21 protein-coding genes and 2 pseudogenes are annotated in these 20345 nt (G+C 60.7%); 10 read left to right on the top strand and 13 right to left on the bottom strand.

Annotated features, from left to right (window positions below):
- Positions 1-14: 14 nt before the first annotated feature.
- Complete coding sequence (gene sutA / locus EA797_RS16325) at positions 15-353, top strand: transcriptional regulator SutA (protein WP_122167106.1); 339 nt, start codon at positions 15-17, stop codon at positions 351-353.
- Between the two features lie 74 nt (positions 354-427).
- Here the strand turns inward: sutA and EA797_RS16320 are convergent, their stop codons facing one another.
- The 6 genes from EA797_RS16320 to lptM all read right to left on the bottom strand — a co-directional run bounded on the left by EA797_RS16320 (position 428) and on the right by lptM (position 5039).
- Complete coding sequence (locus EA797_RS16320; protein ID WP_122167104.1) at positions 428-1123, bottom strand: HAD family hydrolase; 696 nt, start codon at positions 1121-1123, stop codon at positions 428-430.
- A complete protein-coding gene (gene xerC / locus EA797_RS16315) occupies positions 1120-2025 on the bottom strand; it encodes a tyrosine recombinase XerC (protein ID WP_122167102.1) in 906 nt (301 codons plus the stop codon). Before xerC ends, EA797_RS16320 begins: the two co-directional genes overlap by 4 nt.
- Positions 2026-2106: 81 nt before the next feature.
- Complete coding sequence (locus tag EA797_RS16310; RefSeq protein ID WP_122167100.1) at positions 2107-2802, bottom strand: DUF484 family protein; 696 nt, start codon at positions 2800-2802, stop codon at positions 2107-2109.
- On the bottom strand, positions 2799-3629 hold the full coding sequence (gene dapF, locus EA797_RS16305; protein WP_122167382.1) for a diaminopimelate epimerase: 831 nt from the start codon (positions 3627-3629) through the stop codon (positions 2799-2801). The genes EA797_RS16310 and dapF overlap by 4 nt, the downstream gene beginning before the upstream one ends.
- A gap of 10 nt (positions 3630-3639) precedes the next feature.
- Positions 3640-4887: a diaminopimelate decarboxylase gene (gene lysA, locus EA797_RS16300; protein WP_122167098.1), complete on the bottom strand. Its 1248-nt coding sequence runs from the start codon at positions 4885-4887 to the stop codon at positions 3640-3642.
- 11 nt (positions 4888-4898) lie between these two features.
- Positions 4899-5039 carry an LPS translocon maturation chaperone LptM gene (lptM, locus tag EA797_RS16295; RefSeq protein ID WP_122167096.1) on the bottom strand — a complete coding sequence of 47 codons (141 nt, stop codon included), beginning with the start codon at positions 5037-5039 and terminating at the stop codon, positions 4899-4901.
- A 199-nt stretch (positions 5040-5238) separates the two neighbouring features.
- Between lptM and cyaY the strand changes: the two genes are divergently transcribed.
- Together cyaY and rnk are read left to right on the top strand one after the other, a co-directional pair.
- Positions 5239-5571 carry an iron donor protein CyaY gene (gene cyaY / locus EA797_RS16290; protein ID WP_122167094.1) on the top strand — a complete coding sequence of 111 codons (333 nt, stop codon included), beginning with the start codon at positions 5239-5241 and terminating at the stop codon, positions 5569-5571.
- A 153-nt stretch (positions 5572-5724) separates the two neighbouring features.
- Positions 5725-6132: a nucleoside diphosphate kinase regulator gene (gene rnk, locus EA797_RS16285; RefSeq protein ID WP_122167092.1), complete on the top strand. Its 408-nt coding sequence runs from the start codon at positions 5725-5727 to the stop codon at positions 6130-6132.
- Positions 6133-6161: 29 nt separating this feature from the next.
- Here rnk and EA797_RS16280 read toward each other — a convergent pair whose 3' ends face one another.
- From EA797_RS16280 to EA797_RS16270, 3 genes and pseudogenes are all read right to left on the bottom strand, one after another.
- Complete coding sequence (locus EA797_RS16280; RefSeq protein ID WP_122167090.1) at positions 6162-8993, bottom strand: class I adenylate cyclase; 2832 nt, start codon at positions 8991-8993, stop codon at positions 6162-6164.
- A 175-nt stretch (positions 8994-9168) separates the two neighbouring features.
- A complete protein-coding gene (locus EA797_RS16275; protein ID WP_122167088.1) occupies positions 9169-9414 on the bottom strand; it encodes a TIGR02647 family protein in 246 nt (81 codons plus the stop codon).
- A gap of 77 nt (positions 9415-9491) precedes the next feature.
- Positions 9492-9749: pseudogene (locus EA797_RS16270) on the bottom strand (hypothetical protein); the annotation flags it as partial.
- Positions 9750-9903: 154 nt separating this feature from the next.
- On the opposite strand from EA797_RS16270, the gene EA797_RS16265 reads away from it, so the two are divergent.
- Positions 9904-10869 (top strand): magnesium transporter CorA family protein, encoded by a 966-nt coding sequence (locus tag EA797_RS16265; RefSeq protein ID WP_122167084.1) that lies wholly within the window; start codon positions 9904-9906, stop codon positions 10867-10869.
- Here EA797_RS16265 and EA797_RS16260 read toward each other — a convergent pair.
- The 4 genes and pseudogenes from EA797_RS16260 to argH all read right to left on the bottom strand — a co-directional run bounded on the left by EA797_RS16260 (position 10870) and on the right by argH (position 13919).
- Positions 10870-11396 (bottom strand): annotated as a pseudogene (locus EA797_RS16260) (hypothetical protein).
- A gap of 75 nt (positions 11397-11471) precedes the next feature.
- A complete protein-coding gene (locus tag EA797_RS16255) occupies positions 11472-11954 on the bottom strand; it encodes a GNAT family N-acetyltransferase (protein WP_122167082.1) in 483 nt (160 codons plus the stop codon).
- Positions 11955-11982: 28 nt separating this feature from the next.
- A complete protein-coding gene (locus tag EA797_RS16250; protein ID WP_244214140.1) occupies positions 11983-12522 on the bottom strand; it encodes an AAA family ATPase in 540 nt (179 codons plus the stop codon).
- Positions 12523-12524: 2 nt separating this feature from the next.
- On the bottom strand, positions 12525-13919 hold the full coding sequence (gene argH / locus EA797_RS16245) for an argininosuccinate lyase (protein ID WP_122167078.1): 1395 nt from the start codon (positions 13917-13919) through the stop codon (positions 12525-12527).
- 167 nt (positions 13920-14086) lie between these two features.
- Here argH and EA797_RS16240 point away from each other — a divergent pair, with 167 nt between their 5' ends.
- The 6 genes from EA797_RS16240 to EA797_RS16215 all read left to right on the top strand — a co-directional run bounded on the left by EA797_RS16240 (position 14087) and on the right by EA797_RS16215 (position 20313).
- On the top strand, positions 14087-15145 hold the full coding sequence (locus tag EA797_RS16240; RefSeq protein ID WP_122167076.1) for a sensor histidine kinase: 1059 nt from the start codon (positions 14087-14089) through the stop codon (positions 15143-15145).
- Positions 15146-15165: 20 nt separating this feature from the next.
- The gene (locus EA797_RS16235) at positions 15166-15912 is read left to right on the top strand and encodes a LytR/AlgR family response regulator transcription factor (RefSeq protein ID WP_122167074.1); all 747 of its coding nucleotides are present in this window, start codon (positions 15166-15168) and stop codon (positions 15910-15912) included.
- 157 nt (positions 15913-16069) lie between these two features.
- Entirely contained in the window at positions 16070-17008 is a 939-nt protein-coding gene (gene hemC, locus EA797_RS16230; RefSeq protein ID WP_122167072.1) for a hydroxymethylbilane synthase, read from the top strand.
- Positions 17005-17775 (top strand): uroporphyrinogen-III synthase, encoded by a 771-nt coding sequence (locus tag EA797_RS16225; protein WP_122167070.1) that lies wholly within the window; start codon positions 17005-17007, stop codon positions 17773-17775. The genes hemC and EA797_RS16225 overlap by 4 nt, the downstream gene beginning before the upstream one ends.
- Positions 17776-17791: 16 nt before the next feature.
- A complete protein-coding gene (locus EA797_RS16220; protein ID WP_122167068.1) occupies positions 17792-19078 on the top strand; it encodes a uroporphyrinogen-III C-methyltransferase in 1287 nt (428 codons plus the stop codon).
- Complete coding sequence (locus EA797_RS16215; protein WP_122167066.1) at positions 19075-20313, top strand: heme biosynthesis HemY N-terminal domain-containing protein; 1239 nt, start codon at positions 19075-19077, stop codon at positions 20311-20313. Before EA797_RS16220 ends, EA797_RS16215 begins: the two co-directional genes overlap by 4 nt.
- The last annotated feature ends 32 nt before the right edge of the window (positions 20314-20345 follow it).

Genomic DNA, 20345 nt, shown 5'->3' with positions numbered 1-20345 from the left:
GTACGAGGTTGAACATGAGTGACGAAGAATTAGAACAAGACGATCTGGACGTTAACGACGAGGATGACGGCGAAGAGTTGCCTGCGGCTGACGACAGCGACGCCGACAACAGCGCCGACGAAGAAGGCACCGACAGCGACCGGGCTACCCCGACCAGCAAGAAGGCGAAGGCCAAGGCGGTCGTCGTCGAGGAGCTGCCAAGCCTCGAAGCCAAGCAGAAGGAGCGCGATGAGCTCGCTCGTGCCATGGAGGAATTTCTTGCCCGCGGTGGACGCGTGCAGGAAGTTGAACCCAACGTAGTAGCCGATCCGCCCAAGAAGCCGGACAGCAAATACGGTAGCCGGCCTATCTGACACACTTCGGCACTTCATGAAAAACCCGCACGTTCGCGGGTTTTTTTATGGCTGGCGGAGCGTTGTCGCTGTGCTTATCGCCAGCGCTTGAGAAGTGCTGGAAGTTCGGCGAGGCTACCGATTTCCGCATCTGGACGGCCGTCATGCTGCCAGGCGATCCCGCCAGGGTTGAACCAGATTGCACGCATCCCGGCACGTTGAGCCCCACCTACGTCATCACTGGGATGGTCGCCGATGTGCACCGCATGGGCCGCTTCGACGCCGCCGCGCTTGAGCGCCTCGCGGAAGGGGTGGGGGTCGGGCTTTCCGACTCCAAGCTCTTCAGCACAAAGGCTGAAACGGAAATAGTCGGCTAACCCGAGGCGGCTCACGTCCGCGTTGCCATTGGTCAGTACGCCAAGCATGTATTCATTGGCCAGCCGTTCCAGTGTCGGATGCACGTCGGGAAACAGCTCGATGGCGTGCCTAGCTTCGAGAAATACGTCGAATGCCTGGGCCGCGATCTCCCGTGCTTCTGCATCTGAATAGCCCGCATCGTGCAGGGCGTGGAGGAGGATCTGCCGGCGCAGTTCGCTGATCCTGTGCTTGAGTTCCGGCTCGGCTTCGACCAGCTTCGCGCGGATAGCTGCCAGCGACTCAACAGGAAATGCGCCCAGGCGTGGCGCATGCTGTCCGAGCCAGTCACGCAGTCTCATTTCAGCGCTCTGAATGACAGGGCCGACGTCCCACAGGGTGTCGTCTAGGTCAAAGGTGATCAACCGGATACTCATTGCTCGTGCTCACTGCTCTGCTTGCGTTTGGCGCGCGGGTGCGCCTGGTCATAGACCTTGGCCAGGTGCTGAAAGTCCAGATGGGTATAGATCTGCGTGGTGCCGATGTCGGCGTGGCCGAGCAGTTCCTGAACCGATCGCAGGTCCTGGGAAGATTCCAGCATGTGGCTCGCGAAGCTGTGTCTGAGCATGTGCGGGTGCAGGTGCTGGCCAAGTTCACGCACGCCTGCCTGCCGCACGCGCAACTGCACGGCACGTGCGCCAAGGCGCCGGCCTTGCTGGCTGACGAACACGGCGCCATCAGTCGGGTTGCTCAAGGCTCGCAGCGGCAACCAGGCTTCCAGCGCTTCTCGCGCTTTACGTCCAACGGGCAGCACCCGTTCCTTGTTGCCTTTGCCCTGCACCTGGACCAGGCCTGCTGGCAGGTCGAGCTGATCAACATTGAGGCCTACCAGTTCGGCCAGTCGCAAACCCGAGGAGTAGAAGAGTTCGAGCATGGCCTGGTCCCGATGGCCGATGAAATCATCCTCCACTCCACCGTCGAGTAGCTGCATGGCGCGATCCGTATCGAGCAGCCTTGGCAGGCGCTTCTCGCCTTTGGGCGCGGAAATGCCCGCGGCCGGGTCATGATCACAGCGGCCTTCCTGATTGAGGTAGCGATACAGCCCGCGTAGCGAGGACAGCAGGCGTGCAAGGCTGCGGCTGGACTTGCCTTGGCGGTGTTGCTCGGCGATGAGCTGACGGACCTGCGCGCTTCTGAGCGCCCCCCACGCGCTGCACTGCTGCTTCTCGCAAAAGGCCATGACCAAACCAAGATCGCGCCAGTAGGCATCCAGCGTATGAGCTGACATCTGCCGTTCGTTGCGCAGATGGCTCAGGTAGGCATCAACTTCGGATTGCATGGCTCGGTCCCTTCTTTCACAAGGCGCTTCGAGCCGCTCGGGCAGAGGCCGGCTCTGCGGCTGAACCCGCGCTTGGCGCCTCTAGCGAACCGAGCGCAGCGGCGTCGAGTAGGTAGGTAATACGCGGGTGAGCACCTCGGCAATGTAGCCCAGGAACAGGGTGCCCAACGAGCTCTTGTAATGTTGCGGATCGTGGCTACCAATCGCCAGGATGCCTTGCTGCTGGTTCAGCGCCACGACGGCGGCCGAGCCAATGGCGCTGCTTTCCTCTTCGCCGAACAGAAACGTCAGCTCATGCGGGCGAAGCACGCCGCACACTGTTTTTCCACTGCCGAGAAGTCCGCCAATGGCCTGCTGGGCTTCTGCGCTGGTCACGCTGCGGCCAACTGGGAGTGGCGACTCGCTGAACAGAATCAGGCTCACGAAGGGCACCTGGAATTCATGGCGCAGACTTTCGTCCACCGCACCGATGATTTCCTCCAAGCTGTTGGCGTCGAGCAGGTCGAGCACCAGGCGGCGCGTCTTGTCGAACAGTCGATCATTGTCGCGGGCGACATCCATCAGCTGCGACAGGCGATGGCGCATCTCGATGTTGCGCTCGCGCAATAGCTTCACCTGGCGCTCGACCAGCGATACAGCCCCGCCGGGCAGATGGGGGATGCGCAGTTCGGGAATCAGCTCATCGTGGTCGACAAAGAACTCCGGATGGGCACGCAGATAAGCCGCGACCGCTTCGGCGTCCGGCAACTGCTGCTTGTCCTGGTTTTGCTCGGTCATAGGCGAACCTGTCCTTCGAATACGCGAACGGCGGGGCCGGTCATGATAACGGGCTGACCCGCGCCTGCCCATTCAATGGACAAACGGCCACCAGGCAGGTCGAGCTGTACGGGCGAATCCATCCAACCCTGGCTGATGGCTGCCACGGCTGCAGCGCAAGCTCCTGTGCCGCAAGCCTGGGTTTCGCCTGCGCCGCGCTCCCACACACGCAGTTTGGCGTGCTGGCGGTCGATGACCTGAATGAAGCCGGCATTGACCCGTTGCGGAAAGCGCGGATGGTGCTCGATCTTCGGGCCCAATTGGTGCACTGGTGCAGTATCGACATCCTCGACGCGCAGCACCGAATGGGGGTTGCCCATGGACACGGCGGCAATCTCAAGCAGTTGGCCCTCAACCTCCAGTGGATAGCTCAGGGCTTCGTTGTCGGCCAGGAAGGGGATATCGGCCGGAACCATGCGGGGTGGTCCCATATCGACGCTGATCTGCCCGTCAGGCCGGATATTGAGTTCGATGATGCCGCCCTTGGTCTCGACGCGGATCTGGCGCTTCATGGTCAGGCGCTTGTCCAGCACAAAACGCGCAAAGCAGCGAGCGCCGTTACCGCATTGCTCAACTTCCGATCCGTCGGAGTTGAAGATGCGGTAGCGGAAATCGACGTCGGGATTGTGCGGTGGTTCGACCAGCAGTAGCTGATCGAAGCCTACGCCCGTATGCCGATCACCCCACTGCTTGGCGTGCTTGGGCTGGATATGCGCGTGCTGGCTGATCAGGTCAATGACCATGAAATCATTGCCCAAGCCGTGCATCTTGGTAAAACGCAAAAGCATCGTCGTGGCCTCAGGCAGGCAGCAGGCTTTCGCCCGCATATAGCTCCTGCACGCTTTCGCGGCGGCGCACTTCGTAGGCTTCGTCGCCATCTACCATCACTTCGGCGGCACGGCCCCGGGTGTTGTAGTTCGAGCTCATGACGAAACCATAGGCGCCAGCTGAGCGGACGGCCAGAAGATCGCCTTCAGCCAGCATCAGCGGGCGATCCTTGGCGAGGAAATCGCCGGTCTCGCAGATGGGGCCGACGATGTCGTAGTGACGCGGCTCGCCTTCACGCGGTTGCACTGGCACGACGTCCATCCAGGCTTGGTAGAGCGCTGGACGGATCAAGTCGTTCATCGCCGCATCGACGATGGCGAAGTCCTTGTGCTCGGTGTGCTTGAGGTACTCCACGCGCGTCAGCAGCAGACCGGCGTTGGCTACGATCGAGCGACCCGGCTCGAACACCAGCGCCAAATCGCGGCCATCGATGCGGTTGCGCACGGCCTTGATGTAATCACCGGCCAACGGCGGCTGCTCTTCGCGATAACGCACACCGAGCCCGCCACCCAGATCCAGATGACGAATCCGAATGCCGCGTACGGCCAGCCGGTCGATCAGCGCGAGCAAGCGATCCAGTGCGTCGAGAAATGGTGGCAGCGTAGTGAGCTGGGAACCGATGTGGCAATCCACTCCGATCACGTCGAGGTTGCTCAGTTCATGAGCGCGTGTATAGACCGCCTCGGCGTCAGCGATGGCGATGCCGAACTTGTTTTCTTTCAGACCGGTAGAGATGTATGGGTGTGTGCCGGCATCGACATCCGGATTGACCCGCAGCGATACAGGCGCCACGACGCTCAGCTCGGCCGCAACTTGCTGCAGACGTTCGAGCTCTTCGGTTGACTCGACGTTGAAACAGTGAACCCCGACTTCCAACGCGCGGCGCATGTCATCGCGCGTCTTGCCAACACCTGAGAAGACGATGCGGTCCGGCTGGCCGCCAGCGGCGAGGACACGTTCCAATTCACCGCGTGAAACGATGTCGAAGCCTGCGCCTAATCGGGCCAGTACGTTAAGTACGCCGAGGTTGGAATTTGCCTTGACGGCGAAACAGACTAGATGCGGCATGCCTTCAAGGGCGCCTGCATAAGCCTGGTATTGAGCCTCGATATGGGCACGGGAATAGACGTAAGTCGGGGTGCCGAAGCGCTGCGCGAGAGCGGGCAGCGCCACGCCCTCCGCGAAGAGTTGACCGTCGCGGTACGAGAAGGCCTCCATGGAATGCCTCCTTACAGTTCGAATCGGTCTTTGGAACGTTCTTTGGCGGTAGCCTCGTCGTCCGGAAGGTACAGCGGGCCTTTCTGGCCGCAGCCGGCAAGTGCGGAAGCGAGAACCGCGAGTGCAATGAGTGGAAGCAGCAGACGCTTCATTGGGGTGCAATCCTAGAAAAATCGATGGGCCGGAGTATACCCAGCACCCACCTGATTGCCTATGTGGCCGCGCTCACCGGCAGCCGGCGCGAGCGGTCCGTCGGTCAGCCGCTCGCTAGACGCGGCGGTCGCCTGCTAAGCTCGCGGCCATCATCGGGCGGCCCCGCGCCGCCGCATCACCGTACCGAGGAACTGATTCATGAGTTTGAGCGAAGCGCGCTTTCACGATCTGGTCGACGCCGTGCAAGAAGAAATCGAGGACGTGTTCGATCACAGCGGTCTGGATGTCGATCTGGAAAACTCCGGCGGCGTGCTTACCGTGCGTTTCGAAAATGGTACGCAACTGATCTTCAGCCGCCAGCCGGCGCTGCGCCAATTATGGGTCGCAGCGCGTTCAGGCGGCTTTCACTTCGATTACGACGAGTCTGCATCGTTGTGGATCTGTGACGCCAACGACGAGCGTCTTGGCGAACTGCTGGCGCGTGTTACCCAGGAGCAGGGCGGCGAAGCGCTGGAGTTCGAGGATCTGTGAGGCGCGGGTGACCGCTTCGCCGAGGGCGCGAGCCCCGCGGCCTTGCTTATTTAATGAGCTGTGATAGGGTCGGTTTCAGGTTTAAAAACCCCGCCTTCGGGCGGGGTTTTGCTTTTTTGTCTGTCCACTTTTTTCAGGAGCTCATTCGCACCCATGACCAGCGCACCGCCCATCATCATCACTCAACCCGATCTTCAGCGGCTCGAGCGGCTGCTCGACGGCCTGGCTGACTACGGTCCGGCTGCCGAGGCGCTCGAAGAAGAGCTGTCTCGTGCCCAGGTGGTCGAGCGCAGCGAGTTGCCCGCTGGCGTGGTTTCAATGAATTCCCGAGTGCATTGCCGCGAGGAAGGCAGTGGCAAGGACTATCACTTGACCCTGGTCTTCCCGCAGGACGCTGGCAAGGAGGGTACCGTTTCTGTGCTCGCGCCCGTCGGTACCGCATTGCTCGGAATGACGGTCGGCCAGCATATCGACTGGCCGACGCCGGGCGGAAAAGTGCTCAAGCTCACGCTGCTGGCCGTCGAATACCAGCCGGAAGCGGCGGGCGACGTTCATCTCTAAGCGCTACGGCAGGTCCATATTGTCGGGCGTCAGAGCCCGCTCAGGGCTTGGTTGAGGCTAGCCTCCAGCTGGGTCTTGTAGCGCAGGTGCTGGACGGTCTGGGCGTGGCCCGTGCCATGCAGCCCAGACAGGTCCAGATCGGTGATGTAACAGGGATAGCGCTCACCGCCTCGTCGCTGTGCAAGGATGTAGTGTGCGACTGCCGCGAACAGCTCTGGCCCATATTCCAGGCTCGAAAACTCCTGATGATTGCAATACAGCGTTACCAATGAACGGCCACGTTCGCTGGGTTCGACGATCGCCTGGATATCGTAGAAGGGGTCGCTGACATTCTCCCGAGGTGCCGGTCTGCGCTCGATCTCGTACGTGTGGTCTGCTGTCGACGGTACGATCCGATAGAAGAGGATGTCCATCGCTGCCAAGCGGCTCTCTTCGAACGGCAGTTGGGTAGTGCGTCGGTAGCTCACCGACTGCAGAAAACGTAGCAAAGGGGTAAGCAGGCTCTGCTCGTCCCGGTAGGTCAGCTGCTGGCGCCAAAGCGCGTTGAATTCGTCCAGCACCGTGACTTCTGCCAGATCCCCCTGAATACGGTAAAAAACTTGCAAGCAGTGTGGTCTGGCCTGGCCGAGAATCAGCGCAAGATCGGTCCCTTCAAGGGCATGGCGTTCGACCTTGATAGGGCGGATGCTGTGATGCGCCTCGCCGAGGTGCTCGAGCAAGGTGGGCATGTCGCTCAATGTGGTGTGCCGTACATTGCCTGCTATCAGATCGAGCAGATGGTAGTGCTGGCGCACTTGCAGCAGGTAACGACTCTCGCTCGGGTCATCGAGCATTAGCTGTGCATCGGCAAACACGGTCTCGACACGTCGGGCTAATGCCATGCCAGCGTTTCGGCTGAAGCAGCGCACTTGCAGGTCAGGCCGTTCGCCACGCACGGGCAGTTCCTGCAGGAAATCACGAAGACAATCGGGCAATGGCGATGCACCCTCGTAGCGGGTGGCGATCAGCTCGCTCCAGCTGTTCAGCGTGAGCTGGTCGATGCTCAGCACCAGGTTGTCCCTCGTCACGCCGTGGCGCAACGATTCGGTAAGCTCATCGAACGAGAGCGGCTGTTGAGGGCTCAGTGGATCTAGTCCGACGTTGACCAATAACAGCACCTTGACGGGCGAAGCGGCGATCAGCAGTGCTTCATCGGCGAGGGCCGCAGGTGGCATCGGGAACGCCTGACGAATATCTGTCAGCAAGGCGAACAGCTCGGCCTCGGTCAGCCCGCTGTCCCCAGGATGCAGCGCGACATGCGTCGCTGTATCGATTACACCGTTGCGGTGACACCAGGCCAATAGGGGCACCAGCTCTCGGGAACGTTTCAGTGGCGAGAAGTTGGTGATCTGCCGGGCTGTCAGGTTGCCTTCGTACAACGCCCAGGATACGTCGTCGGCTGCATCGTAACCCTGCACCAAGGTAAGGCTGTGCTCGGCAAGATCGGGCGCGATGCCCAGATTGATCGTCTCGATCTTCCCCGCTTTGCGTTCGATTGCCGCGTGCAGACGCCTGCCGAGCACGCCGAAATCGCGACCGTTGATGCTGCTGATAATCTGCAGGCGGCGAGCGAACTCGCTGAGAAATCGGTAGCCGTAGGTCAGTTCGTTGACCAGTGCCCGGCGCTCTTCGACCACACGACGAACCTTCCACTGGCAGCGCGCATCGAGCTGGGCGAATTGGCGCTCGTCCCAGTTCCAGTCCGACGCCAGGCGCTCGAGCAGTCGTCTTTTCCAGCTCTTGGTGCGGTTGCTGGGCGGCTGGCTGAGTGGTTTGTTGATCTTCAGGTACAAGCAGCGACGCAACAGGGCCAGGCGTTCATGGTCGGCCCGCAAGGTGAGATAACGCTCGATTCTGCGGTAAGCGACGATGTACGGATCCAGCTCATCCAGTTCCAGGCGATTGGCGTAAACCGCCTGCTTGAAGTCGAGGCTGAGGCAGCGCACCCCGGGGTGCTCGCTGGCATAAACCTCCACGAGCAGCAACTTGAATAACGATTTGTATGGCGACTCGATGGCCTTGTACAGCTGCCACAAGCCGGCGCCGAGATACTCGCCAGGTGGAATGCTGGCGAGACTGCCGAAATCCAAGACCTCATCGCTGCGCACGAATCGCTTGTCCAGCAGTGTCCGGACGTAGTCGCCGTAACGATGCTCTTCATAGTCGGGGACCAGCCACCAGAGCGGCGTGCGTCCACCGAGCCAGATCGCGGTTCGGTAGAACTCGTCAAGCAGCAGATAGTGCTGGGTAGTGCCACAGTCGTCTGAGGTCAGCTTCGCATCGCGCTCGCCCTGAGTGAAGCGCACCGGATCGATCAGAAAGAAGTGCGCTTCGCTGCCCTGAGTGGCCGCCCAGGCCATTAGCAGGTCACATTTGCGCTGCAGTTCAGCGAGCTGCTGCGCCGGCAGGTCAGAATCGTGGCAGACCCATACGTCAAGATCGCTCTGATCGTCCTGCGCTACGGTTCCCAGGCTGCCCATAAGAAACAAGCCGAGAATAGGTTGATGGGGCTTGCCACGGACCGGCTTGTAGGAAAACGACCGGCTCAAGCGCTGGGCTTCTGCCAAAGTGTCGGTATCAGGCTCGAAACCCGCCAGGCCGGCTGGCGTAGCGCTGGAAACGTACCCCGGAAGTATCGGGTGATTAACGTGAAACAGCAGCGGCAGCAACGTAAGAACGGCTTGCTGGCGAGACGACATGCTCTGGCGCGTGCGCTCCAGGCGAGCGGCATTCAAGGTCAGGAATCGAGCGCGAAGCGCAGCCAGCACCTTGCGGTCGATCCCCTCTTCAAGAATGGGCCGTATTTCCTGGTGGCGCGTCATGGGGTGGTTCGTTCAGGCAAGCGACGTTGTCCGACATGTTGATTGTGAAAGCGCGAAACTTAGCACGTGTCCAGGCTCCAGGGAAAAGCCGCAAAAGCGTTTGGCACACCCCCGGCTTCGCGACCAATCCCCTGATCCTGTGCGCGCTCGATCAGGGCTTAGGTCGCACTCGCTCTCAGGCCGGAGCAGTCTCGGACATGATGGTCAGCAGCACCTGGGCGTGCTCGGCCGCGTCACGGCCAAGGCTGGTCAGGTAGCCGCCGTCTGGCTGCGTCGTCAACCCCTTGCTGTGCAGACGTATTGCAGCGGCGATGGCAGCGCTGTCCGCGTCATGATGAACCTTCAATCCTTCTGTTTTGTTTTCCAGATTGAACAGGCTGAGAATTTCCAGCTCGGCGACCAGTTCTGGGGTGTAGGACATGTCTGCTCCTCGGGATGGTGGGCTGAGCCCTGTTTGCGAAGTGTAGATGCTGTTGGCCGGCCTGCTGCGGTGTTGGACTATTCGGCCAGATCTGGCAGGTTGCGCAGCTGCGTTTCGTATCCGTCGATGTCGAACGCGCGGTCCTCCGCAAGCATTTGCCTGATCTCCCGAGCGAGCACGAGGGCCATGAGCCTAAGGATCTCGTCGCGCTCATAGCCAACCAGAGTCAGCTTGTTCAGCGTCGCTTGCGTTGCGGCAGGCTCGCCGGCTTCTAGCTGGTTCTCGATGGCCTGGATCAGGGTTTCTTCTGCAAAGGTTTCGTCGTCATCGGATGTAGCGTCGTTCATGTCGCAACTCTCGTTCAGGAAAATCCAGATAGCGTGTTTCGATGCGCCCCGGCAAAGTAGCGCGCGCGGCAGGGCCGTCTGAACGCTTCGCTTGGGTCGGTTTCTATTCTTACTATGGACCATCGAGAACACGACTACAGCAATGATCACCTTTCACTGTCTTGAAAATGGCGAGCTCGTGCGGCGGGCTGCCGAAAACCTGCAGGCGATACCCGACAATGTGTTGTGGGTTGACTTGCTCTCGCCTGATCAGCACGAAGAGCGCTTGGTCGAATCGGCGCTCGGGGTCGATATTCCTACACGCGAAGAGCTCGCCGAGATCGAGGACTCCTCACGTTTCTATGACGAAAATGGCGCGATATTCATGACCACTACGGTGGTAATGGGTATTGCTGATCGGCGTCCCGAAAACGCTGAAGTGACTTTCGTGCTCACCAAGCGATGCCTGGTGACGGTCCGCTACAGCGAGCTCAGCGCATTCCGGCAGTTCGAAACCAAGAGTTCGCGACAGCCCTCGACCTATTCCTCGAGCCACCAGATTTTCCTGGCGCTGGCCGACGCGGTGGTGGACCGCATTGCAGACGTCCTTGAAAGTGTGCAGATCGAGCTTCAGACCTTGTCCCGCTGCATCTTCGATAAGCGAAAGGAGCAGCGCACCGATCTGCAGCAGATCATCCAACAGCTGGGTCAGCACAGGTCGCTGCTGTCGCAACTTGGCGAAAGCCTGTTCAGCTCGAGCCGGTTGATCGCTTTTTACAGGCTGCACGCCAACGAGCCCAAGCAGGGCGTCGCCAAAGGGTTGTTGAAGGCCCTGGAGCGCGACGTGCGTTCATTGGGTGAGCATCAGGCTCGCCTGCTGGGAGACATCGCCTTTTTGCTGGACGCTACGCTGGGGCTGATTAACATCGAGCAGAACGCGATCATCAAGGTATTTTCCATCGCTGCGGTCTTGTTCCTGCCACCCACTCTGGTAGGCACCGTGTACGGGATGAACTTCGAACTGATGCCCGAACTCAACTGGTCGTTCGGCTACCCGATGGCGTTGGGAATGATGGTGATCTCCGCGATCATTCCCTACGCCTGGTTCAAGTTTCGCAACTGGCTCTGATCAGCCGAAAAAGTACAGAACTATGCAAAACACGCCGAGCAGCGCCCAGACGCTACCGAAGATGATCGGCGTGCGCAGGGAGAACATCAGCGTGCGCTTGTATCGATGGCCTCCCGCCGGGCTTGTGCCTTCGCCGAACAGCGCTGAGTCATCGTTGGTAGCAACCCCACGTGCCCCTCGGTTTGCAGCAGATCAGCCTGTTTGATGTGCCAGCGTTCGATCACGTCGTAACTCGCTCGAATGCCCGGTATCGCATGCAGGGACGTGATCAGTCCGAGTAGCGCCAGTACGGTTGGGACGACCAGCCGAAAAAGGCTCCCCCATTCAGGGTTGGTGTTGGCCATCGATGACGCGAATGCAATTATCAAAAACGATTGCGACGACAGGTAGCCGCTGGTTCGGCTGGCCAGCAGTGTCGATTCGAAGTGAATCTCGGAGCGGTAGAAATTCAATCGCTCCTTCGGCGAGTCGAACAGCTCGGCGCCCTGCGTATCCTGGTTGAGCAACAATGTTCTGAGATCAGTCATCAGGTCTGTTTCATCAAGGCATCGACCTGGTTTGGTCGTCGCTCGCTGACCTGAGTTCCATCCCTGGACCTGTCGTCAGGGCTGCTCGGCTAGCGCATTCAGAGCCGCGCCCGTCAGGCGATAGGTAGTCCATTCCTCCTGCGGTTTTGCCCCGAGCGACTCGTAGAACTGAATCGCCGGTTCGTTCCAGTCCAGCACCGACCACTCGAAGCGGCCGCACCCGTGGGACACCGCGATCTGCGCGAGATGCTTGAGCAGCGCCTTGCCGGCACCCGTGCCACGGGCTTCTGGTGTGACGTAGAGATCCTCCAGATACAGCCCGTTGCGGCCGAGCCAGGTGGAGTAGTTGAAGAAATAAACCGCGTATCCGAGCGGCTGACCGTCACGCTCGCAGATCAGCGCGCTGGCGCTGGCGTCATCGGCAAATAGGCTGGCCTCGATGCCGGCAGCGTCCGTTTTCACTTCATGCTCTGCACGCTCGTAAATGGCCAGCTCGGTGATGAAGCGCAGAATCAGGGCGGCGTCGGCCCGGGTAGCGGGGCGGATGGTCAGCGGCATCACAATCATTCTCCGGCAGTGGATGGTTTCAGCGACTTCTCAAACTCGCCAGTAAGGCTTCGACGGCCTGAGGTGAATCCAGTCGCAGGTATTGGCGATGCGCCGGTGCATTGCGCATCTCTTCGCCATAGCGATGGCGGTATTTGGCGTGGCGCGTCCAGCTCCAGACCAGAATGGACTGTTCGGGCTTGAGGCTGAACAGGTTGGCCCAGCGTTCGCGGTTGCCGTTCCACAACACCTGACGGCTAAAAAGCCGTCGCAAGGTGCGCCATAGCACCTGACGCATCACGGTCGGTCGCGGCACATCCAGCCAGATCACCATATCCGCGTGCTCCAGCACCAAAGGGCGGGCTGCGGAATAGTTGCCTTCCACGACCCAGCCATCACCGCGTATTGCTTCGGCGACCTGAGTCTGGAACTGCTCAGTGGGCAGGGTTTGCCAGTCGGGCTGGTGATACAGGGCATCCAGCTCGATATGGCGGTAACCGAGCTGCGCTGCCAACCGGCGCGATAGGGTGGTCTTGCCGGCTCCCGAACAGCCGACCACGGAAATACGTCGGCCGGGCATGATCACCGAGTGGCCAGCAGGCTCTTGCCGCGCTGCACGGCGGCGCGAACCTGGTTCGGTGCCGTGCCACCGATGTGGTCACGAGCGTTCACCGAGCCCTCGAGCGTCAGCACGGCGAACACGTCGTCAGTGATCTGATCGCTGAAATGGCGCAGCTCATCGAGGCTCATCTCGGCCAGGTCCTTGCCAGTTGTCACGCCGTATTTCACGGCATGACCGACGATCTCGTGGCAATCGCGGAAGGGCAGACCCTTGCGCACCAGATAGTCGGCCAGGTCCGTTGCGGTGGAAAACCCACGCAGCGCCGCTTCGCGCATGACTTCACGCTTGGGCTTGATCGCGGGGACCATGTCGGCAAAGGCGCGCAGGCTGTCGCGCAGGGTGTCGGCGGCGTCGAATAGCGGCTCCTTGTCCTCCTGGTTGTCCTTGTTGTAAGCCAGCGGCTGGCCCTTCATCAGCACCAGCAGGCCTGCCAGCGCGCCGAATACGCGGCCGGTCTTACCGCGCACCAGCTCGGGTACGTCCGGGTTCTTCTTCTGCGGCATGATCGAGGAACCGGTGCAAAAACGATCCGGCAGGTCGATGAACTGGAATTGCGCGCTGGTCCACAGCACCAGCTCTTCGGAGAAGCGCGACAGGTGCATCATCGCCACCGAGGCTGCTGCACAGAACTCAATTGCGAAGTCGCGATCGGAAACGCCATCCAGTGAGTTGCCGGAAATCGCTTCGAAACCCAGAAGTTCGCAGGTGATCTCCCGCTGGATTGGGTAGGTGGTGCCAGCCAGCGCGGCCGAACCGAGCGGCATGCGGTTGGTGCGCTTGCGGCAGTCGATCAGACGCTCATAGTCACGGCTGAGCATCTCGAACCAGGCCAGCAGGTGATGGCCGAAGGTGACTGGTTGGGCCGTCTGCAGATGGGTGAAGCCGGGCATGATGGTGTCCGCTTCGGCTTCCGCCAGGCCCAGCAAGCCCTCTTGCAGTCGCGTGATTTCGCCGAGGATCAGGTCGATTTCATCGCGCAGCCAAAGGCGGATGTCAGTCGCGACCTGGTCGTTGCGCGAGCGTCCGGTGTGCAGCTTCTTGCCGGTCACGCCGATGCGGTCGGTCAACCGTGCTTCGATGTTCATGTGCACGTCTTCCAGATCGACGCGCCAGTCGAAGGTGCCGGCTTCGATTTCGCCCTGAATGTCTTTCAGGTTGGCAACGATCTGCTCGCGCTCGTCGGCGCTCAGCACGCCAGCCTTTTCCAGCATCGTCGCATGGGCGATCGACCCCATGATGTCGTGACGGTACAGACGCTTGTCGAACTCGACGGAGGCGGTGAATCGGGCGACGAAGGCGTCGACGGGCTCGCTGAAGCGGCCGCCCCAGGACTGGTTGGTCTTGTCGGTGCTCATGAATGCGCTCGCTGAATCGGAACTGGGAAAAACGCGGATGATAACAGGGTTAAGCGCACCCTCGGCGCGCTTGAGAACAGTGCGCTGCGCTGCAAATCGACAGTTTGAAGGTGCGCTCGTAGTCATGGCTTCTTGCGGTAGCGACAGCGCCCGCGGAAACTGCCCCCATGCAGACCAAAACCTCTAAACGTACGCGCCCCACAGCGCCGATCGACGACTTTTTCGTGCCCGAACTCTGTCAGCCGGAAGCCTTGCTCGGCCTCGTTCTGCTGGCCGAATTGCTGGTGCTTGTCCTGGTGCTCGCCGAGCCGATGCAGCCGGGCTTCAATTGGATGAGGCTCGCCCTTGCGTCACTGTTCGTGCAGTGGGTGATGCTCCTGTCGGCTGGGCTGACGTGTCAGCTGCGACCACTGCTGGCGCGTCTACCTGCGTGGCTTGCCGGGTTGGCATGTTGCGCGATGGTTGTCGGGCTGACGCTGGCGTGCACGGCCGTTGCCGATATCTACCAGCTGGGCGGGCCACTAACTCGTGTCGGGGAGGTCAATCTTTACCTTCGGCACGCCCTCATCAGCCTGATCATGACGGGATTGCTGCTGCGCTATTTCTACCTGCAAAGCCAGTGGCGACGGCAGGAACAGGCCGAGCTCAGGGCTCGTATCGAGTCGCTTCAGGCGCGCATTCGACCGCACTTCCTGTTCAACAGCCTGAACAGTATCGCCAGCCTGGTGGTTACCGATCCGGGCAAGGCCGAACAAGCCGTGCTGGATCTGTCCGATCTGTTCCGGGCAAGCCTTGCGCGGCCTGGCACGCTAGTCCCTTGGCGTGAAGAGCTGGAGCTGTCGCGTCGCTACCTCGCAATCGAACACTACCGGCTCGGCGAAAGACTACAGGTCGAATGGCAAGTCGATGGCGTTCCGGATGAGCTGCCGATTCCACAGCTGACCTTGCAGCCGTTGTTGGAGAATGCCTTGATTCACGGTATTCAACCGCGCATCGAAGGCGGTATGGTCAGCGTGACCGCGCACTATGCCGATGGGGTGTTCGAACTGGAGGTCAGCAATCCGTTTGATGAGACGGCTCAAACGCAGCCATCTCGGGGCACTCAGCAGGCACTGCACAATATAGACGCACGACTAACGGCACTTTTCGGTCCCGCAGCGAGTCTCAGCGTGAAGCGGCGTAACGCCCGTCACTACACCTGTCTACGCTATCCGTGTGCGACATAGAAGCAGGAAGCCAGAACTATATGAATGTGCTGATTGTCGATGACGAACCTCTAGCCCGCGAGCGCCTCAGCCGACTGGTAGGTGACCTTGACGGCTATCGTGTCCTGGAACCTTCCGCCTCCAACGGCGAGGAGGCGCTGTCCCTGATCGAGGAACTGCGCCCCGATGTTGTGTTGCTGGATATCCGTATGCCAGGGCTGGATGGTCTTCAGGTCGCTGCCAAATTGTGCGAGCGTGACGCTCCCCCTGCCGTGATTTTCTGCACGGCCCATGACGAATTCGCTCTGGATGCCTTCCAGGTCAGCGCGGTCGGTTATCTGGTCAAGCCGGTTCGTCCGGAGCATCTGGCCGAAGCCCTGAAGAAGGCCGAGCGGCCCAATCGTGTTCAGCTGGCTGCGCTTACCCGGCCGGCTGCCGTCTCCGGCACCGGGCCACGTAGCCACATCAGCGCCCGCACCCGCAAAGGTATCGAGTTGATCCCGCTGCCGCAGGTGATCTATTTCATCGCCGATCACAAGTATGTGACCTTGCGACATGAAGGCGGTGAGGTGCTTCTAGATGAGCCTTTGAAAGCATTGGAGGATGAATTCGGTGAGCGTTTCGTACGCATTCATCGCAATGCATTGGTCTACCGCGACCGTATCGAGCGTTTGCAGCGTACGCCGCTTGGCCATTTCCAGCTGTTTCTCAAAGGCCTGGAGGGTGAACCCCTGACTGTCAGCCGACGGCATGTCGCCGGTGTGCGCAAACTGATGCAGGCGCTCTGACCTTAGCCCGCTTCTGGCGACCACTTCCAATCCAATCCAGTCCCGCTGTCCGCGGGCGCTGGGCTTGGTCGTTGTGGTCTTTCCTTGATTCGGGCCAACCCGGCCGCGAGGCCCGGCCTGTTATCATCGCCGGCAGTTCATTCGTCTGGAATTGCTCATGTCACGCGAAATTCGCATCGCCACCCGCAAAAGTGCCTTGGCCCTTTGGCAGGCCGAATACGTCAAGGCCCGTCTGGAAGCCTCACACCCCGATGTGAGGGTAAGTCTGGTCCCGATGGTCAGTCGCGGCGACAAGCTGCTCGATGCGCCGCTAGCCAAGATCGGCGGCAAGGGTCTGTTCGTCAAGGAGCTGGAAACGGCCCTGATGGAAAACGAAGCGGACATTGCCGTGCACTCGATGAAAGACGTGCCGATGGAGTTCCCTGAAGGACTCGGTCTGTACTGCATCTGCGAGCGTGAGGACCCCCGCGACGCCTTTGTCTCCAATCACTACGAGAACTTCGATGCACTGCCTCCGGGGGCGGTAGTCGGCACCTCTAGCCTGAGGCGCCAGGCGCAGCTGTTGGCTCGTCGTCCCGATCTGAAGATCCAGTTCCTGCGCGGCAATGTGAATACCCGCCTGGCCAAGCTCGATGCCGGCGAATACGACGCCATCATCCTCGCGGCCGCCGGTTTGATCCGTCTTGGCTTCGGTGAACGCATCCGCTTCAGTCTCAGTGTCGAAGACAGCCTGCCGGCGGGCGGGCAGGGCGCGGTCGGCATCGAATGTCGTACCGGTGATACCGAGCTGCATCAGCTCCTGCAATGCATGAATGATCCAGAGACGGCGCTTCGGGTAACTGCCGAACGGGCATTGAACCGCCATCTCAACGGAGGCTGTCAGGTTCCGATTGCCTGCTACGCCGTGCTTGAAGGCGATCAGCTCTGGTTGCGTGGCCTCGTTGGACAGCCAGACGGCACCCAGCTGTTGCGCGCCGAGGGGCGTGCCCCCGGAGCCGAGGCAGAAGCACTTGGTGTTCGAATCGCGGAAGAACTGCTGCAGCAAGGTGCCGGCAAGATTCTTGAAGATATATACGGCGAGGCAGGCAGGGCGTGAGCGCTTGGCGGCTATTGCTGACGCGCCCTGCTGAAGAATGCGTCGCGACGGCTGCCGCGCTGGCTGAGCACGGCATACAGAGTGCGAGCCTGCCATTGCTTGCGATAGAGCCTGTGGCTGAGAAGCCTGAACAGCGTACGACTTTGCAGGCGCTGGATCGTTATTGCGCAGTAGTGGTGGTCAGCAAACCGGCGGCCAGATTGGCCCTTAAGGCGCTTGATCGCTACCGGACGCAATCACCGCCGGACCAAGCCTGGTTCACTGTAGGCGCTGCGACTGGCGCAATCCTTCAGCAACGAGGATTGAATGTAAGTTGGCCCGCAATTGGTGACGACAGCGAAGCATTATTGGCCTTGCCTCAATTGGCCGGGGCCCTTGAGGTGCCCGAGCCAAAAGTACTGATACTTCGCGGTGAGGGCGGTCGCGAGCACCTCGCCGAGACCCTTCGATTTCGTGGCGTGGAAGTGGAAAGTCTGGAGCTTTACCGGCGCTATCTTCCCGGTTATCCGTCCGGAACGCTTCTGCGGACCCTTCGCTCGGAACGGCTGAATGCGGTGGTGGTCAGCAGTGGACAAGGTTTGATGTCATTGCGCGAGCTGGCAGCGGCGGATTGGCGCGATGTGGTTGAGCTACCCTTGTTCGTACCTAGCCCGCGCGTGGCACAGATGGCCGCGCAATTGGGCGCCAAAAGAATAGTGGACTGCCGTGGTGCCGGAACCGCGGCTTTGCTGGCGGCGCTGCGGGAGTATCCCGAGCCCGCCTTCTGATGCAAAGGATGGAAACGTGAGCGAAGTAGATCCCGATAAGGCACCGCAGCAATCTACGGGCAACGACCCTGTCGTCCCCAAAAAGCCCGTCAATAAAGAATCTCCGAAAGACGCGAAAGACCAGAAGGGTCCCAAAGAACCGCCAAGGGATCCACCGAAGCCGCCGCCTGCTGTAGCGTCTGGCCCCCATCGCGGTGGCAAGGCCCTGGCCAGTGTCGCTTTGGTAGCGGGGCTACTAGGCCTCGCCGCTGGCGGTTACAGCGTGCTGCAGACTCAGCAGCTGGCTGAGCGGGAACAGGAGCAGCTCCAAGCGCTTCAGGCTGCTCGTGATGAGTCGCGAGGTCTGGGCGATCGCACACAGCAGATGGCCAGTCGGCTTGGTCGTCTTGAGCAGTTGCCTTCAGCCGAACAGCTGGAGGAGCGTCGACGCCTGCTAGCGGAATTGCAAAGTGATCAACAGCGCCTTTCAGGGCGAGTAGAGCAGGTGCTGGGCGCCAGCCGTGAGCAGTGGCGTCTGGCTGAGGCTGAACACCTGCTGCGCATGGCGATGCTGCGCCTGTCTGCGATGGAAGACGTGAACAGTGCCGAGTCGCTTATCGCAGAAGCAGACCTGATCCTGCGCAAGCAGGACGATCCGGGCGCCTACGGCACTCGTCAGAAATTGCTTGAAGGTCTTGAAGCGCTGCGCAGTCTTCCGGAACTGGATCGCACCGGCCTGTTCCTGCAGCTGGGCGCGTTGCGCGGCCAGGCTAACCAGTTGAGCGGTCTGGCTCCTGAGTTCGAAAACGGTCCGGGCCAGTCAGAGGGGCAGGGTGAAAGCCGTTGGAAGCATTGGCTGAACGAGCTGACTCGTTACGTGCGGATCGATTTCAACGCAGGCACAGATGTCAAACCTCTGCTGGCTGGGCAAAGCCTCGCACAGGTGCGTCTGGCGCTCTCTCTGGCTATCGAGCAGGCTCAGTGGGCCGTGCTCAATAGCAACGAGGAGATCTATCGGCAGTCGTTGGATCAGGCCGCTCGCTTGATCGAGGATCACTTCAGTGAAGAGAACGGTCAGAGCCGAGGGCTGCGGGAACGCCTTGAGCAGCTGGCAGAGCGTCAAGTCTCGGTGACGCTGCCAGACCTGGCGCCGGCGTTAGAGGCCATGCAGACCTACGTGCAAAAGCGCGAGTCGGCTCAGAACGGTACGCTCAGCCAGGGCCAGCGCGAATCTGACGACAGTGGAGAAAACACCGCGCCAGCCGACGAGTCGGAGCCGCAGGCTGATTCCGAGCGGACAGCCGATGGGGACCTGCGCACATGAAGCGATTCGCCATTGTCGTCGTCCTGCTGTTGGCAGCCGTTGGTTTTCTCGGATGGGCCATCTATCAAGACACCGGATATGTCCTGATCAGCTATGACCGCTTTCGCTATGAGTCGAGCTTCTGGGTATTTCTGGCGCTGATTGGTTGTCTTTGGCTGCTCTCCATGGTGGTGCACTGGGTGCTTGGGTTGTTGTATGCCTCTGGCGCACTGGTCAACCCCTGGTCGCGTCGCCACCGCGCACGCCGCGTCGCCAAGGCTTCGCGCTCAGGTCTGCGTGAGCTTGCCGAGGGGCAGTGGAGCAATGCGTTGACCCATTTGCGGACGGCGGCGGAGCATGATCGCCAGCCATTGGTGCACTACCTCGGGGCTGCTCGGGCTGCTAGCGAACTCGGGGAGTACGAGCAAAGCGAGGAGCTGCTGCGTAAAGCGCAGGAGCGTGAGCCGGAGGCAGGCTTGGCAGTTGGTTTGACCCGGGCTCAGCTTCAGATCGATCGCGCTCAGTACGCGGAAGCTAGAGCGTCGCTGAACACGCTGCACAACGAGCATCCTCGCCACACCCATGTGCTGACCCTGTTACAGCAACTCTACGTACAGTTGAAAGATTGGCCGGCTTTGTGCCGGTTGATGCCGGAGCTGCGCAAGCATCGGGTCTTACCACCGGCGAAACTCGATGAACTCGAGCTGCTCGCCTGGACCGCTGCCGTGGAGCAGGCCGGCGTGGCTGCAACCGCCACACCCGAGGATCCGCAGCAAGCACTTAACCAATGCTGGCAAACGGTGCCCGGAAAACTGCGTAACGAGCCTTTGCTGGTCCGTGCATATGCCGATGGATTGAGCCGACTGGGTGCTGAGGAGAAGGCGGAAGAGGTGCTTTATGCCGCGCTCAAGAAGCAGTTCGATGACCGTTTGGTGGAGCGTTATGGCCGTGTTCGCGGTCGTGAACCAGCGCGTCAGCTAAGTCACGCGGAAGGGTGGCTGAACGCTCACCCCGAAAATGCTGAGCTATTGCTTGCACTGGGCCGCCTCAGCTTGCGCAATGAGTTGTGGGGTAAGGCACGCGATTATCTCGAAGCCAGTCTGCGCTTCGAACATCGCGCCGAAACCTGTGCCGAGCTGGCGCGCCTGTTGGCGCAGCTGGGTGACAACGAGCGCAGCAATCGCCTGTTTCAGGAAGGCCTCGGGCTACTCGGTCAGACCAGCCAGACCGGGTTGCAAACAGTCGGTAATCCCTAGCAGTCGCTTGAGCGGGACGTGACAAGCGTCCC

The organism is Stutzerimonas zhaodongensis, assembly GCF_003696365.1.
In the GTDB taxonomy this organism is placed as follows: domain Bacteria; phylum Pseudomonadota; class Gammaproteobacteria; order Pseudomonadales; family Pseudomonadaceae; genus Stutzerimonas; species Stutzerimonas zhaodongensis.
The sequence above is the reverse complement of the archived record's forward strand: the minus strand, read 5'-3'. Positions and strand labels throughout refer to the sequence as shown.

What these genes read in the sequence shown, in the direction of transcription:
- EA797_RS16235 (WP_122167074.1), top strand. Translation starts at nt 15,166, where the DNA reads ATGAATGTGCTGATTGTCGATGACGAACCTCTAGCCCGCGAGCGCCTC.
- EA797_RS16240 (WP_122167076.1), top strand. Translation starts at nt 14,087, where the DNA reads ATGCAGACCAAAACCTCTAAACGTACGCGCCCCACAGCGCCGATCGAC.
- EA797_RS16320 (WP_122167104.1), bottom strand. Translation starts at nt 1,123, where the DNA reads ATGAGTATCCGGTTGATCACCTTTGACCTAGACGACACCCTGTGGGAC.
- hemC (WP_122167072.1), top strand. Translation starts at nt 16,070, where the DNA reads ATGTCACGCGAAATTCGCATCGCCACCCGCAAAAGTGCCTTGGCCCTT.
- EA797_RS16280 (WP_122167090.1), bottom strand. Translation starts at nt 8,993, where the DNA reads ATGACGCGCCACCAGGAAATACGGCCCATTCTTGAAGAGGGGATCGAC.
- lysA (WP_122167098.1), bottom strand. Translation starts at nt 4,887, where the DNA reads ATGGAGGCCTTCTCGTACCGCGACGGTCAACTCTTCGCGGAGGGCGTG.
- EA797_RS16255 (WP_122167082.1), bottom strand. Translation starts at nt 11,954, where the DNA reads ATGCCGCTGACCATCCGCCCCGCTACCCGGGCCGACGCCGCCCTGATT.
- sutA (WP_122167106.1), top strand. Translation starts at nt 15, where the DNA reads ATGAGTGACGAAGAATTAGAACAAGACGATCTGGACGTTAACGACGAG.
- dapF (WP_122167382.1), bottom strand. Translation starts at nt 3,629, where the DNA reads ATGCTTTTGCGTTTTACCAAGATGCACGGCTTGGGCAATGATTTCATG.
- rnk (WP_122167092.1), top strand. Translation starts at nt 5,725, where the DNA reads ATGACCAGCGCACCGCCCATCATCATCACTCAACCCGATCTTCAGCGG.
- xerC (WP_122167102.1), bottom strand. Translation starts at nt 2,025, where the DNA reads ATGCAATCCGAAGTTGATGCCTACCTGAGCCATCTGCGCAACGAACGG.
- EA797_RS16275 (WP_122167088.1), bottom strand. Translation starts at nt 9,414, where the DNA reads ATGTCCTACACCCCAGAACTGGTCGCCGAGCTGGAAATTCTCAGCCTG.
- EA797_RS16250 (WP_244214140.1), bottom strand. Translation starts at nt 12,522, where the DNA reads ATGCCCGGCCGACGTATTTCCGTGGTCGGCTGTTCGGGAGCCGGCAAG.
- EA797_RS16215 (WP_122167066.1), top strand. Translation starts at nt 19,075, where the DNA reads ATGAAGCGATTCGCCATTGTCGTCGTCCTGCTGTTGGCAGCCGTTGGT.
- cyaY (WP_122167094.1), top strand. Translation starts at nt 5,239, where the DNA reads ATGAGTTTGAGCGAAGCGCGCTTTCACGATCTGGTCGACGCCGTGCAA.
- argH (WP_122167078.1), bottom strand. Translation starts at nt 13,919, where the DNA reads ATGAGCACCGACAAGACCAACCAGTCCTGGGGCGGCCGCTTCAGCGAG.
- lptM (WP_122167096.1), bottom strand. Translation starts at nt 5,039, where the DNA reads ATGAAGCGTCTGCTGCTTCCACTCATTGCACTCGCGGTTCTCGCTTCC.
- EA797_RS16265 (WP_122167084.1), top strand. Translation starts at nt 9,904, where the DNA reads ATGATCACCTTTCACTGTCTTGAAAATGGCGAGCTCGTGCGGCGGGCT.
- EA797_RS16310 (WP_122167100.1), bottom strand. Translation starts at nt 2,802, where the DNA reads ATGACCGAGCAAAACCAGGACAAGCAGCAGTTGCCGGACGCCGAAGCG.